Source organism: Candidatus Methylacidiphilales bacterium (assembly GCA_030054035.1).
Taxonomy (GTDB): domain Bacteria; phylum Pseudomonadota; class Gammaproteobacteria; order JASGCS01; family JASGCS01; genus JASGCS01.
The window spans coordinates 21,740-35,543 of sequence record JASGCS010000011.1 but is presented as its reverse complement, the minus strand read 5'-3'; the positions used below and the strand labels follow the sequence as shown (position 1 = coordinate 35,543).

The 13,804-nt window shown below is 35.1% G+C and carries 13 protein-coding genes; all 13 read left to right on the top strand.

Annotated elements, in window-relative coordinates; genetic code table 11:
* Positions 1–118 precede the first annotated feature (118 nt).
* From mraZ to ftsA, 13 genes are read left to right on the top strand one after another with little or no spacing between them, the layout of a single operon-like run.
* Positions 119–556 (top strand): division/cell wall cluster transcriptional repressor MraZ, encoded by a 438-nt coding sequence (gene mraZ / locus QM538_06940; GenBank protein ID MDI9348223.1) that lies wholly within the window; start codon positions 119–121, stop codon positions 554–556.
* Positions 547–1,464 (top strand): 16S rRNA (cytosine(1402)-N(4))-methyltransferase RsmH, encoded by a 918-nt coding sequence (gene rsmH / locus QM538_06935; protein ID MDI9348222.1) that lies wholly within the window; start codon positions 547–549, stop codon positions 1,462–1,464. Before mraZ ends, rsmH begins: the two co-directional genes overlap by 10 nt.
* Positions 1,449–1,721: a hypothetical protein gene (locus tag QM538_06930; protein ID MDI9348221.1), complete on the top strand. Its 273-nt coding sequence runs from the start codon at positions 1,449–1,451 to the stop codon at positions 1,719–1,721. Before rsmH ends, QM538_06930 begins: the two co-directional genes overlap by 16 nt.
* Positions 1,694–3,451: a penicillin-binding protein 2 gene (locus QM538_06925; protein MDI9348220.1), complete on the top strand. Its 1,758-nt coding sequence runs from the start codon at positions 1,694–1,696 to the stop codon at positions 3,449–3,451. Before QM538_06930 ends, QM538_06925 begins: the two co-directional genes overlap by 28 nt.
* A complete protein-coding gene (locus QM538_06920; protein MDI9348219.1) occupies positions 3,448–4,935 on the top strand; it encodes a UDP-N-acetylmuramoyl-L-alanyl-D-glutamate--2,6-diaminopimelate ligase in 1,488 nt (495 codons plus the stop codon). Before QM538_06925 ends, QM538_06920 begins: the two co-directional genes overlap by 4 nt.
* A complete protein-coding gene (gene mraY / locus QM538_06915) occupies positions 4,925–5,995 on the top strand; it encodes a phospho-N-acetylmuramoyl-pentapeptide-transferase (GenBank protein ID MDI9348218.1) in 1,071 nt (356 codons plus the stop codon). Before QM538_06920 ends, mraY begins: the two co-directional genes overlap by 11 nt.
* Positions 5,992–7,275: a UDP-N-acetylmuramoyl-L-alanine--D-glutamate ligase gene (murD, locus tag QM538_06910; GenBank protein ID MDI9348217.1), complete on the top strand. Its 1,284-nt coding sequence runs from the start codon at positions 5,992–5,994 to the stop codon at positions 7,273–7,275. Before mraY ends, murD begins: the two co-directional genes overlap by 4 nt.
* A complete protein-coding gene (locus QM538_06905) occupies positions 7,272–8,468 on the top strand; it encodes an FtsW/RodA/SpoVE family cell cycle protein (GenBank protein ID MDI9348216.1) in 1,197 nt (398 codons plus the stop codon). The genes murD and QM538_06905 overlap by 4 nt, the downstream gene beginning before the upstream one ends.
* Positions 8,426–9,571, top strand: coding sequence for an undecaprenyldiphospho-muramoylpentapeptide beta-N-acetylglucosaminyltransferase (murG, locus tag QM538_06900; protein MDI9348215.1), 1,146 nt, complete (start codon positions 8,426–8,428; stop codon positions 9,569–9,571). The genes QM538_06905 and murG overlap by 43 nt, the downstream gene beginning before the upstream one ends.
* Positions 9,558–10,988, top strand: a complete 1,431-nt coding sequence (murC, locus tag QM538_06895) for a UDP-N-acetylmuramate--L-alanine ligase (GenBank protein ID MDI9348214.1) — start codon at positions 9,558–9,560, stop codon at positions 10,986–10,988. The genes murG and murC overlap by 14 nt, the downstream gene beginning before the upstream one ends.
* Positions 10,978–11,886, top strand: a complete 909-nt coding sequence (gene murB / locus QM538_06890) for a UDP-N-acetylmuramate dehydrogenase (protein ID MDI9348213.1) — start codon at positions 10,978–10,980, stop codon at positions 11,884–11,886. Before murC ends, murB begins: the two co-directional genes overlap by 11 nt.
* Positions 11,883–12,566, top strand: coding sequence for a hypothetical protein (locus QM538_06885; GenBank protein MDI9348212.1), 684 nt, complete (start codon positions 11,883–11,885; stop codon positions 12,564–12,566). The genes murB and QM538_06885 overlap by 4 nt, the downstream gene beginning before the upstream one ends.
* Positions 12,560–13,783, top strand: a complete 1,224-nt coding sequence (ftsA, locus tag QM538_06880; GenBank protein ID MDI9348211.1) for a cell division protein FtsA — start codon at positions 12,560–12,562, stop codon at positions 13,781–13,783. The genes QM538_06885 and ftsA overlap by 7 nt, the downstream gene beginning before the upstream one ends.
* Positions 13,784–13,804 lie beyond the last annotated feature (21 nt).

Genomic DNA, 13,804 nt, shown 5'->3' with positions numbered 1-13,804 from the left:
AAAGTATTACTTTAAGTTTGAAGCTTGTTGTTGGTAGATACATTTGTATAAATCATGTAAATAAGTGGGTAAAAATGGTAATTAGTGGTAAAATTAGCGTTAACCTAGGGTATTTTATATGTTTCGTGGAACTTCTGAAGTTAGCTTGGACGACAAAGGTCGTTTTCTTTTGCCTTCAAAATTTAGAAATATAATTTTGTCTAATGGGATCATTGCTACAAAGGATCCTTATGACCATTGTATTTTGTTATATCCGCAAAGTGAATGGAAGATTATTGAGGAAAAACTTTCTCTGTTGCCTAATTTAGAAATTGAGCACAGAAAGGTATTGCGCATGTTGGTGGGAGGTGCAGAGGAACTGCATCTTGACAAGAGCGGTCGATTATTATTACCTAGCCATTTACGGGCACATGCTCAAATGGAAAAGGATGCAGTATGTGTTGGTCAGATGAAAAAAATAGAAATGTGGTCTGCTAAGAAATGGAATTTGCTACAGGACATTGATAATCAAGATCGTCGTTTGTTAAATAACTCACTGGAGTCGTTGTGTCTGTAGCAAGTGTTCACATCCCTGTAATGGTAGATGAGGCAATTGATAATCTTGTTAGCAATTGTGATGGTTGCTATTTAGATGCTACGTATGGGAGAGGGGGATATAGTCAAAAAATTATTAGTAAATTGTCACTGCTGGGTAATTTGTATTGTGCTGATAAAGATGCGGAGGCTATTCGTAATGCCGAACTTCGCTTTGCCGGGCAAGATCGTGTGTATGTTGCTATAAGTAGTTTTTCTGATCTTGAGAAAAGTAATTGGCGAGGTGTTAGTGACTTACAGAATGAAGTGTCAAAGTCTTTGAAAGAATTATTTGATGGAATTGTAATTGACTGCGGTGTTTCTACAAATCAATTAATGGATGCAACACGGGGATTTAGTTTTATGCGGGATGGCCCGTTGGATATGCGTATGGATATATCACAGGCACTGCACGCTGCACAATTTATTTCTACAGTTTCAGAAGAGGATTTATGTGTAGTTTTATTGGAGTATGGTCAGGAGAAAAATTATAGAAAAATAGCCAGAGCAATTGTGAGTGCGAGGAAAAAAAAACCAATTAAAACAACGCTTGAGCTAGTAGAGGTGATAAAGTCAGTCAATGGGTCACATGATTGGAAACATTGCGCTACAAGAACATTCCAAGCAATTAGAATTGTTGTTAATAATGAATTAGAGGAAATCATTTCAATGATTAAGTATGCTAGTGATTGGTTGAAACCACAGGGAAAGTTTGTTGCTGTTACTTTTCACTCACTAGAAGTTAGAGCTATCCGATTTGCTTGTCGATTACCTGATAATAAGCTTAAATTAATAAAAACTATTATTTCACCTAAAGCTTCTGAAGTTATAAATAACCCATCTTCTCGGAGCGCTCAATTACGAGTTTTTGAAAAATGTCTAAAAAATTAATTCTTATATTTGCTGCAGTGAATTTCTTAATTGCAATGTATTCTATATCGTTAATTGAGCAAAATCGAAGAGCATTCTCTACATTTGAATCTAAAAAGATTCAAGCGGATAGATTGACTTCTTATAGAGATGAATTACAATTGCAAATTAAATATGATTTATCCCCTACTCGTGTATCTTCCTATGTGGCTAAGAAAGATATGCATGTCCCTCGTGATGATCAAATTATATGGCTAGAGGAGGGGGGGTTGCGATGAGTGATAATTATAAAATTAAAATTAAGCATACAATTTTAATTGTAATTGTGTGTACTTTTTGTTCGTTACTCATACTTCAATTATTCTATGTGTTAATCGTTCAGCGGGCTGATCTATTATCATTGTCAAGAAAGAAGATAGAAAAAACAATTGACTTAAATCCAAAGCGAGGTTCATTATTAGATAGAAATGGAGAACTTCTCGCGGCGAGCATACTAGAGTATGAATTATGGGTTGATCCAAAAATTGTACTTAAAAATCAGATAAGCACATTAAATTTATTAGCATCTTCACTTAACCGTTGCGACTCATTGTATTCTTATTTTTCCCGAGAAGAAAAAAAAGGGAAAAGGTTTATTAAAGTTATGTCTCATTTATCAACCAGCAGCACGCTCTCTTGCGAAAAAATACCACAAGGCAATATTTCTGTAGAACAAGCGACAGTGATTGAAAATCTTAAACTATCTGGAGTTAAATTAAATCCAGTATATCGTAGATATTACCCATTTAAAGAATCATTTGCACAAATACTTGGATATATGAATTCAACAAGTCCTCAAGATGGCTTGGAGTTGGTGCTCAATAATACCTTACAAGGTCAACAAGGAAAAAGCTGGATGTTGTTAGATGGTAGAGGTAATGTAATTGATGCAACTAATCTTGAGGAACAGGTTATTCATGGAACGGATGTCCGATTAACTCTTGATTATCGTCTTCAAATATTTGCATATCAAGCGCTGCAACGAACTGTTGAAACTAATCGTGCGTTGCGAGGGAGTGTTGTCATAATTGATCCTAGCACTGGTGAGGTTCTCTCGTTAGTAAACTATCCAAGTTTTAATCCAAATCAATGGACAGTTGAAGAAGTAACTAAAAATTATAACTATGCCACTCGTGATTTATTAGAATTTGGATCGGTGATAAAACCTTTCACCATGGTTGCGTTGTTTGATACCAACCACATAGCCGATAATGAACTGATTGATGTTTCAAAGGGATCTATTCAAGTCAAAGATCGCATTTTTACTGATACAGAAAAGAAAAAAATTCTAACGCTTTCAGAAATATTAAGTTACTCAAGTAATGTTGGAATAATTAAACTAGTTTCTCGTATGAGTTCAAACGAATTATATCACTCGTTTTTGAAACTTTCATTTAATACTCCAGTAGTATCAGATATATCAATTGCTCGAGGTGTGCCTCGAAATTTAGAGTCTTTACTGAGAGAAGACAGTGTTGGTAAATCTTCTATATCGCATGGCTATAGTTATAGTCTTAATACACTTAAACTCGCTCAACTATATACTGTATTTCCCGAAAAGGGAACTATTCGCCCGTTTAGGTTTCTGCTTAATTCTGAAAATAGCAATCCAATTAAAAAAATTGAAATTCCTCAAGCAGTTTTTGAAAAAGTTGACAAAATGTTATCGGTAGTTGTTTCTGAAGGAACAGGTAAAAAAGCGCAACTTTCACCTTACAGTGTAGCAGGAAAAACTGGCACAGCAAGAATGATACCACTAGGTCAAAGTGAATATTCAAGTGAAATGCATTTATCTTCATTTGTTGGGTATGCTCCTCTATATCGTCCTAAGTTGCTATGTGTGGTGGTTATCTATCAGCCACGAGCAGGTGGCTACTATGCTTCCGATGTGGCTGCCCCGCTATTTAGAGAAGTTACAAAATACGGATTAAGACTTTTTGGTGTAAAACCTGACGAGTTATCTTTATGAGATCAAATTCAATTGCTGATATTGATTATTGTGCATTACAACAGTGCGCTGCAATAAGTACGGTTAGTTCTAAAGTGGTAGAAGGAGGGGCGTTTTTTGCAGTAAGAGGAGACAGGCAACATGGCAATATGTTCATTAATGAAGCTATCAATCGTGGAAGTACGATGTTGGTTACCGATGAGCTCCAATCTCTCAACATTGACCATGCAGTTCTTTCAAAAAATATTAATTATTTCTATCACCCTCAGTTAACTGTATTACATCCATTTATAATCAATAAATTTTGGATTAAAAAACTTTCACTACAAAGCCAAGCAGAAGTAATTGCCGTCACTGGCACAAATGGGAAAAGTACTATCGTTACATTACTGGAGCAATTACTTCCTAAATGTAAATCAATTGGAACATTGTCAGGGAGTGGCCTGACCACACCTGATGTCGGGACTTTACAACAGTGGAGTGCGCAGTACCATTTGAGTGGTGTTGCATATATTGCTCTTGAGGTAAGTTCACACGCATTAACTCAACGAAGAGTCGATGCGTTAAGAATTACCAGTGCGCATTTCACAAATATTACCCATGATCATCTTGACTACCATAAAACTTTTGAAAATTATAGGGACTCCAAATTTAGTTTATTTATTGAGTACAATTTACATCACGCAACAATATGTATTACTGATGAAATATCTAAATCGCTTGTGTGTACAACTAACGCACGAAAAATAACATGTGTTTTTGATTCTGACAGCGTATTTGATTTACCTGATTATGCTCAGGGAATTAGAGTTGGTTTATTTCAAGCGACTTTAAAAGGATTAAGTTTTTGGTTTGAGTTTTTAGACAGAGATAAGCAAATTAGTAAACGATATACCACGACTATAATTCCGTTTTATGGTGTGCATTCATTAAGAAATCTTGGCTCGGTCATTTCAGAGTTACAGTTTAGAAATATAGGACATGATGAAATACTTACTTTGATTAATTCAGTTTTACCAGTACCAGGAAGAATGCAACTTTTTTTATTCCCTAATGTGCGTCATGTGTTTGTAGATTACGCACATACACCTGATGCAATGACTCAAACACTACAAGCACTTACTCTGCATGGTGCAAGTCAGATTATTTGTTTATTTGGTTGCGGTGGAAATAGGGATGTTGAAAAACGCCCTAGAATGGGGAAGATTGCTGAAGAAAAATCAAGTCTAGTTATTTTAACTAATGATAATCCTCGAGAAGAGGATCCTTTAACCATAATCAAAAATATTCAAAAAGGTATGAAAAATCCTGAAGCAGCCAAAATTATCTTTGACAGAGGGGAAGCAATTTTGTATGGAATTAAAATGCTTACTCCTGGTGGGGTGTTATTGATTGCAGGAAAAGGCCATGAGCAAGTTCAAGAATCTAATAATAAGAAAGCTTATTGGGATGATATTGCTTTTGTTTCTTCACTATTAACTGAGGAGTCTTGCAATGGTTTATAAATTATCATTATTGTATGACAGTCTGCATGTCTTTAGTTATATAACTACTCGCGCCGCTTTTGCCGCAATAACTGCGTTACTTTTTATGATAGTAAGTATGCCTTACTTTATACAAGTATTCAAGAAAAAACAGGCAATACAAATAATCAGAGAAGACGGTCCAAAACATCATACCCAAACTAAACAACAAATCCCTACTATGGGAGGTGTTCCGATAATACTTTCAGTATTACTTTCTACAAGTATTTGGGGGGCATTGGAAAATAGTTTTGTGCTAATCAGTTTACTCACTTTATTATTATTTGCGGGGATAGGTTTTTGGGATGATGGGTTGAAAATATTTTTTAAACACAGTAGAGGTATGAGTGCGAAAACAAAACTAATCCTACAAGTAATAAGTAGCATAATTATTATCTCACTTATGTACATGTATACAAATAGTGTTGATCAAAAGATTTATATCCCTATGCTTAAACAAGTTTCAATTTCTGTTGGTGTCTTATACATTTTATGGGGAATTATAGTAATAGTAGGATCAAGCAATGCAGTAAATTTAACTGACGGACTAGATGGATTGGCAATTTTGCCTGTAGTGTTAGTTGGCGGGGGTTTAGGTGTATTCGCTTATGCAACTGGGCATTATTATTTTTCAAGCTACTTATTACTTCCTTTTGTTCCTGGTGCTGGAGAACTGACAATTATTTGTGGAAGTCTGATAGGCGCTGGCCTGGGTTTTTTATGGTACAACACCTACCCTGCGCAAATATTTATGGGGGATGTTGGTTCACTATCTCTTGGTGCAGTATTGGCAGTTTTAGCACTCATGATCAAACAAGAACTGGTACTTTTAATCATGGGAATTATTTTTGTAGCAGAAGCGTTATCTGTAATCATTCAAGTAGCTTCATTTAAATTAAGAAAAAAAAGAGTTTTTAAAATGGCGCCTCTTCACCATCATTTTGAATTATTAGGTTGGAGTGAGCCAAAAATCATTGTTCGTTTTTGGGTATTTACATTTATTTTTGTTCTAATTGGTTTGGCAACTTTGAAAATACGATGAAAAGTAACAAAGAATATCCTAAATTAATTGTTGGAGCAGGAAGTACTGGTGAGTCGGTTGCGGAATATTTTCAAAAATCTAATATTCCTTTTATTATTATTGACGAATTTCTTAGTACGGAAAGATTGCTTCAATTAAAAAATAAGTTTGGTGATTGTGTTCGTTCACCGGTATCTTTTGATCAGTCATTTTCTGAGCCGTTTTCACAAGTAATATTAAGCCCAGGAGTCTCGCCACAACGAGAAATAGTTAAAAATAGAATAAATCAAATACCTATTACAAATGACATTGCACTATTTTTAGCAAATGCAAAAAAACCTTGTATTGGAATAACTGGTTCCAATGGCAAAAGCACTACATGTCTTTTGCTACAAGAAGTATTGAGGCAAGGTGGATATTCAAGTTTGATCGGTGGAAATTTTGGAACTCCAGCACTTACCCTACTCGATCAACCATTGCCAGATTTTTATATTTTAGAACTATCTAGTTTCCAATTAGAAATTGCACATTCTTATACAATTGCCATTGGGGCAATACTTAATGTTACGGATGATCATCTTGATAGACATGGTAGTTATCATGAATATTTATTGTGCAAAATGCAACTTGCTTTACATGCAAAGCGAGTAATTGTTTCTGGTGATGATGAGATACTAATGAATGAAACTAAAAAAAGAAATCCACATATATACCCTTTTTATGAAAAAAATCATCCGAAGACATTTTACATAGATATAGGATTTGATAAACAACCATTTCATAATAAAAAGAATTTATTAGCAGTATGCGAGATTATCAATGGATTAGGTATTAAATTGGACTTCTCAAAAGTTATGTTAAATAATTTTGAAGGACTACCCCATAGATTTGAAAATATAATTACCATTAATGGGGTGACTTTTATAAATGATTCAAAAGGAACTAATCCAGGGTGTGTAATCGAGGCGGTACGATATGTAAACCAACCAATTATTCTTTTGCTTGGAGGTCAGACTAAAAATACTGATCTTAGACCTTTAGCTAAGGTTTGTAGCGAGAAAGTAATGTTTACCGTGTGTTTTGGTCAAGATGCGTCGCGTATTCAACAGGTTATGCAAGAATACAATGTTTATTGTTATAGTAAGCCAACAGTTTCCGAAGCAACTCGATGCGCATACGCACGTGCAATTAATGGTGATTCTATTCTGTTTTCTCCCGCTGGTGCAAGTTTTGACCAATATTCGGGCGGTTATTCCATGCGTGGAAATGATTTTTGCTCAACCGTATACAATTTGATATGACTGCGCTAAAAAATAATTTCTCAACGCCGTTCCCACATGTTAACATTTTGTTACCAGTTCTAATTCTTGTAATTGTTGGATTGTTAGTTATGACATCTGCTACAATTCATTTAAATTCATTTAATCCTTGGTACTATACTCAAAAACATATTATATTTTTGACGATAGGTATCGTGAGTGGCTTTTTTATTTATAACTATTTTTCATTTGATAAATATCAACAGAGTAAGTCTATTTGGGTTATTTTGTACTTGATTTCAATAATATTGCTCCTAACACCAATAATACCGATATTAGGTGTAGAGCATTATGGAGCGCGAAGATGGATACGATTACCATTTGGTTTTGAATTTCAAACTTCTGAAATTGCAAAAATAACTTTAATTATGTCAATGTCTAGCTATTTACAGTGCGTTTCAAGAAAATCGGTAATACATGTACACCGTTTATATTGGAATGAAGTTAAACAACTTGGTTTCTATTCTTTATGGTTGCTGTTACCTACTATTTTATTTGCATTACAAAAAGATTTTGGATCTATAGTAGCTATGTTTGTGGTGTGGTTTGTGCTGCTGTATCTTTATAGATTTTCATTACGCGTCTTGTTATTGATCATTCCAATTTGTTTAGTGTTATTTGCAGTATTGATTATTATGGAACCTTATCGAGTAGAACGCGTAATTAATTTTCAAAAACCATTTACCTATAATCGAGAGTTGCTTATCTCAAGCGCGAAAGATACTGGTTATCAAATTCTCCAGTCTAAAATAGCGCTAGTTCAGGGTGGTTTATTTGGAGTAGGAGTTGGTGAAGGTGTGCAAAAATTACTTCATTTACCTAAAGCGCATAATGATTTTATATTTTCTACAATTGTAGAGGAGTATGGAGTGATTGGTGCGGTGTTTTTACTTTTAGTTTTTACTAGCCTAATCATAACATTACTTAGAGACGCAAGTCGTTTTTCTCAAAATAGCGCAACATGCAGTGCAAGTTTACATACAGCCTTTGCGCTTTGGATATTTTGTTTAGTCTTACTACACATTGGATCAGGAATTGGTTTTTTACCAACAAAAGGAATAACATTGCCTTTTATTAGTTATGGTGGAAGTAATTTAGTAAGTTTACTATTATTTGTTGCATTATTAAGCTCATGCAGAAAACACTCAAACAAAGAAATGGCGAAAGCAATATGAAACAGTTAATAGTACTTTCTGCTGGAGGAACAGGTGGGCATTGTTTTCCTGCGCTTGCTTGTGCCCTTGCACTTCGTGAAGCAGGGTATAAAATTTATTGGATTGGAAACGGAACATTTGCTCAAAAATTAACTAAAGACTATCAGATTGATTTTTGTGATGTAAAAATGAAAGGATTGACCGATCGTTCTATAATTACTTATTTTGTTGTTGTGATTTTGTTGTTTATGAGAATTATCCGATGTTTAGGCATACTTCTTAAAATTCGCGCTTCAAGTATTGTAACCTTTGGCGGATACACCACTGCTCCAGTCGGTATTGCTGCTTGGTTATTGAGAATTCCTTTATTTATTCATGAACAAAATAGTGTAGCTGGAAAAGTGAATCGATTGCTAGCACCTTTTGCAACTGCTATCGCTATTTCATACCAACCCACGTTCCACCTAACTAAAAAATCAATATTAAAAAAACTTTACTTGACAGGTAATCCAATTGTTAATGAAACTATAGAATACGCAAGAAAAAATTCTAAATTACCGAGTGAGCAATTACGAGTATTGATACTTGGGGGTAGCCAAGGAGCTCATGCAATAAATAAGATATTTCTTGAAGCAGTGCCCAAAATAAAAACCAGTACATTAATTACCTGTGTTCATCAATGTGGAGAAGCTCATGAACTTTCAATTCGTAGTATGTACAATTCGATTGGAGTCACTTCCGATAATAGCCAATTTAAAGTATATGGATTCCTACGACCTATCGCTCACTGGTATCAGTGGTGTGACCTTGTTATTGCTCGTGCTGGCGCGATGACTTTAGCCGAACTGGCACTTTTTGGCATTCCTTCAATATTAATACCACTACCAACTTCTGCAGATAATCATCAGTGGCACAATGGGTGTTACTATTCATCGCGTGGTGCTGCTCTTATTAAGGCTGAACATGAATGTAGTTCGGATTGGTTATCTGATCAATTACTTCAGTTCGCAACTGAAAAACGGGTACTTCTAAACAAGATGAGCGAATCTTGTAAAACGTTGTCGATTCCAGAAGCAACCTCACATTTACTTCAATTAATTATTTCATCCCATGGTAAAAAATAATACATCTATTACGCGTCAAACCATTTTAACGACTTTACCCATGGTAAAAAAAATTCATTTCATTGGGATTCTTGGGGCTGGTATGAGCGGGCTTGCAGAGGTCATGAGCAATAATGGATATCAAGTAACTGGTTCTGATATTAAAGATTCTGCTGATGCAAAACGATTACGCGAATTGGGTATAGTGGTGCATATTGGCCATAATTTTGAACATGTAATAGACACTCAGGTTGTAGTTGTTTCATCAGCAATCAGCCAAGATAATGAGGAGCTTAGGTTTGCACAAAATCATTCAATACCTATAGTTCCCCGAGCGCACATTTTAGGAGAGCTCATGCGAAATACGAATAGTATTGCAGTTGCCGGTTCTCATGGTAAAACCACAACTACTAGTTTAATTGCGCATGTATTTACACAAGCAGGATTAGAGCCATCGTATGTAATCGGAGGGCGTTTTATGAACTCTCATGCTAATGCAAAAATTGGAAGTGGCGATTATTTAATTGCCGAGGCTGATGAAAGTGACTGCTCTTTTTTGCATTTATTACCATTCATTGCAGTCATTACAAATATTGATAACGACCACCTCTCTCATTATGACTTTAGCATGGAAAAATTAAAAGATGCTTTTGTTGCTTTTGTTCATAAACTACCTTTTTATGGTGTCGCTGTGATTTGTGCGGATGATATACATCTATTAGATTTGCAAAAACGTTTTCAACGCAGAGTAGTTTCATATGGAACTCATGAGCTTGCTCATGTACGATTACTTACTATTAATTCTCTGGACATGCAATCAAAATTTACTGTTTCGGTCTTTGGGCAAGAACATACGTTTAATCTACAACTACCTGGCAAGCATAATATAAGTAACGCCCTCGCAACTATTGCAGTTGCTACCATGGTAGGGATACCGTTAGAAAGTATTTCAAATAGCCTTGCAACATTTCCTGGATTACGAAGGAGATTTCAAACTCATCCACCTTGCAAAGTTTTAAATGGAATGGTTGATATTTTAGAAGATTATGCCCATCACCCTAAAGAAATTATCGCAACATTAGATGCGGCAAAATCAGCATTCAAGAACCGAAGATTAGTGTTAGTGTTTCAACCGCATCGGTTTTCAAGAACAAAACAATTATTCAATGATTTTTCTATAGCATTAAGAAATGCTGACGTGCTTGTCATTACTGAAACCTATAGTGCCAGTGAGCCTTATGATGAGGCAGGAAGTGGAAAAGCTTTGTTCCATGTCATCCAACAATCTATGCAAGATAAAGTCCATTGGTGTCCTACCGCTGATGATATATGTGATTTCATTTATACCCAGTCCAAATCTGGAGATTATATTCTTATATTTGGAGCAGGTGATATTAATAAAATAATTCCAACACTGCAGGCTAAACATGCACACTAATTCACCATTGAACATAGCGCAGCGAGTCAAACAAGGTGTGAAATTGTCTGATTATACTTGGTGGAATGTGGGCGGTATTGCGGATTATTTTTACGAACCTTATTCTGTTGAAGACTTGCAAGAGGTGTTACTGAGCTTTAACACTAATTCAATTTGTTGGATTGGATTGGGTAGTAATGTGCTCATTCGTGATGGTGGTTACAGAGGTTTAGTTATTAGAACTTTTCCTGGTTTGCAAGAAATACGCTATGAAAAACAAAGTACGGTAACATTTTATGCTGGAGTAACTTGCGCGAAAGCTAGTAAGTGGATATCATCAGTTGAATTGGGTGGGATTGAGTTTTTATGTGGGATACCAGGTACTATAGGTGGCGCGCTAGCTATGAATGCAGGAGCACAGGGATCTGCGATTTGGGATTATGTTGTGGAGGTTTCTTGTATGCAATCAGTTCCACCATTTTCAATTCACCGCTTTACTCCTGACGATTTCACCATTGGCTACCGTTCTGTTTTGCATAAAAATATAAAAGCTCCTCTGTGGTTTTTATCTGCAACATTACTTTTACCATATCAAGTGCCGGAAAAAACCATGAGTATAATCAAGTCACATTTTCAGAAACGCAATACTACTCAGCCAATTGGAACTGCAAATAGTGGTTGTGTGTTCAAGAATCCTGAAGGTAGTTACGCAGGAAAAATAATTGATCAGCTTGGATTAAAAAATATGCGTGTAGGCGATGCAACTGTATCTAACCAACATGCTAATTTTATTATTAATACAGGTAAGGCAACCGCATCTGATATTGAACAATTAATTTTAAAAATTCAAGACTATGTGAAAGATAAAACTGGAGTTACACTTGAACTTGAAATTAGAATCATTGGGGACTCAGTATGAAAATTCGAACATCCTATATTGTGATTATAATAGGATTTAGCTTACTGGTAAGTGTCGCTGGTTACTTTTATTGGCTAACTTCAAACGCCCCCTATTCACAAGCAACTTTGCATGCTACTATTACAGAAGACCAAGTACGCTTAATAAAACAACATATCGCACAAGCGAAAACTAAAGATCAGCTTCTAATATCACTTCATACAATTCCATGGATTGAGACAGTGCAAATAGAGCAATTAGCTCATTCTAGAATATCGATACGACTTACCACTAGACAGCTCCTTGGGCGATTTGAAAACGGTATGGTTTTGATGAGCAATGGAGTTATTAGCAAGGTATCTGAATTAACTAGGTTTACTATTTTGCCAATTATCCATTCTTCGTTGGCAGATGCAACGGTAATATCGGAACATTTAGTTCGTTTGAAAAGTGAACTTCAACCTATTGGTCTACAGGTAGAAAAGTATAAAACTATAATTGATTCTGTTAGAGAAATCACTTTCACTAATGGTGCCTCGGTAATCATACATGATGATTATTTTCAAAAAAGTATATCTCGTTTTATATATGTATACTCGAAACATCAGCAAATATTTTCATCAAATAAGATTTTATTATTTGATACTAGGTATGACTATGGAATTGCAGTTGCACCAAGCAAGGGAAATCAGATATGGTAAAAAAATATGAACGCTATATTGGAGTTATTGATCTTGGTTCATATAATCTCAAATGTCTTATTGCCAAAGAAAACGACGATACAATGCTAGATATTGTTGGTTATTCAAATACCCGTTCTATGGGCATTGAAAAAGGGGTTATCGTTGACTATGTTAGCGCAGGTATTGCAACTCGAACAGCACTTCGAGAAGCAGAAAATATGAGTGGGAGAAGTATTGATCACTTAATAATTGGTTTGCAAGGTTCACATATTTCTACTATGTTATCAAACGGGTCCATAAAAATTACCAATGAAATTGTTAGCCACAATGATATCCAATCAATTATGCAATCCACACTCTCATACTTTAATGCCCATGAACGAGTCGTGTTACATAATGTTCCAGAGCGTTTTGTTCTTGACAATCAGGAGCAATATGCTACCAAAACCCCTTTCGGATTAACTGGTAAACGTATGGATGTGTCAACGTTAATAGTTTCTACTTCTGCGCAAGTTTACCAAACCTTTTCTCGCTGTCTTAATTCAATCGGAGCTAAAAACTATTCTATTTGTGCTTTACCTATCACAAGTGCATTAGCAATAATGAATTCTGATGATAAAGATTTGGGAGTATGTGTGTTGGATATTGGAGCAAGTATAACTACCGTGTCACTTTATTCACAAGGCACATTACGACATTTATCAACAGTGGAATATGCGGGAAAATCTGTTACTCGTGATTTAGCAATTGCACTGCACATCTCAAGCGTTGAAGCTGAGCAAATTAAAATTAAATTATCAAATAATGGTATGCCACCCTTAGACACCCTTGATGATTCAGAACCATGTATTGAATTATCTACTAATAAGAAAGTATCTATACAATTTATATATGATATTGTAAATTCTAGATTTAGAGAAATATTAGAATTAGCGTATAGTGATATCAAACAAAGTGGTTATATTGATACGATTGGTAGCGGAGTATTTTTGATTGGTGGATCATCTGTATATTATCAACTACCAAATATAGTTGAGGATGTTTTCCAAATGCCAGCTAAAAATGTTTTACCAGTGACATCTACTATTTTAAATCCAAGTTCCATTAATAATCAATTTTATATGCAGACCCTTGGGTTATTAGCCTATTATCAAATGGATAAAAATAATTCCTCTATAAAAAATGCCGAAGAAAATAAAGGCATATTCGCTCAATTAAATTCATGGTTCAATTAACATTAACAATAGGAGAAAACT

Coding starts and splice junctions, on each gene's coding strand:
- mraZ (MDI9348223.1), top strand. CDS start 119: ATGTTTCGTGGAACTTCTGAAGTTAGCTTGGACGACAAAGGTCGTTTT.
- QM538_06930 (MDI9348221.1), top strand. CDS start 1,449: ATGTCTAAAAAATTAATTCTTATATTTGCTGCAGTGAATTTCTTAATT.
- QM538_06925 (MDI9348220.1), top strand. CDS start 1,694: ATGGCTAGAGGAGGGGGGGTTGCGATGAGTGATAATTATAAAATTAAA.
- QM538_06920 (MDI9348219.1), top strand. CDS start 3,448: ATGAGATCAAATTCAATTGCTGATATTGATTATTGTGCATTACAACAG.
- mraY (MDI9348218.1), top strand. CDS start 4,925: ATGGTTTATAAATTATCATTATTGTATGACAGTCTGCATGTCTTTAGT.
- murD (MDI9348217.1), top strand. CDS start 5,992: ATGAAAAGTAACAAAGAATATCCTAAATTAATTGTTGGAGCAGGAAGT.
- QM538_06905 (MDI9348216.1), top strand. CDS start 7,272: ATGACTGCGCTAAAAAATAATTTCTCAACGCCGTTCCCACATGTTAAC.
- murG (MDI9348215.1), top strand. CDS start 8,426: ATGCAGAAAACACTCAAACAAAGAAATGGCGAAAGCAATATGAAACAG.
- murC (MDI9348214.1), top strand. CDS start 9,558: ATGGTAAAAAATAATACATCTATTACGCGTCAAACCATTTTAACGACT.
- murB (MDI9348213.1), top strand. CDS start 10,978: ATGCACACTAATTCACCATTGAACATAGCGCAGCGAGTCAAACAAGGT.
- QM538_06885 (MDI9348212.1), top strand. CDS start 11,883: ATGAAAATTCGAACATCCTATATTGTGATTATAATAGGATTTAGCTTA.
- ftsA (MDI9348211.1), top strand. CDS start 12,560: ATGGTAAAAAAATATGAACGCTATATTGGAGTTATTGATCTTGGTTCA.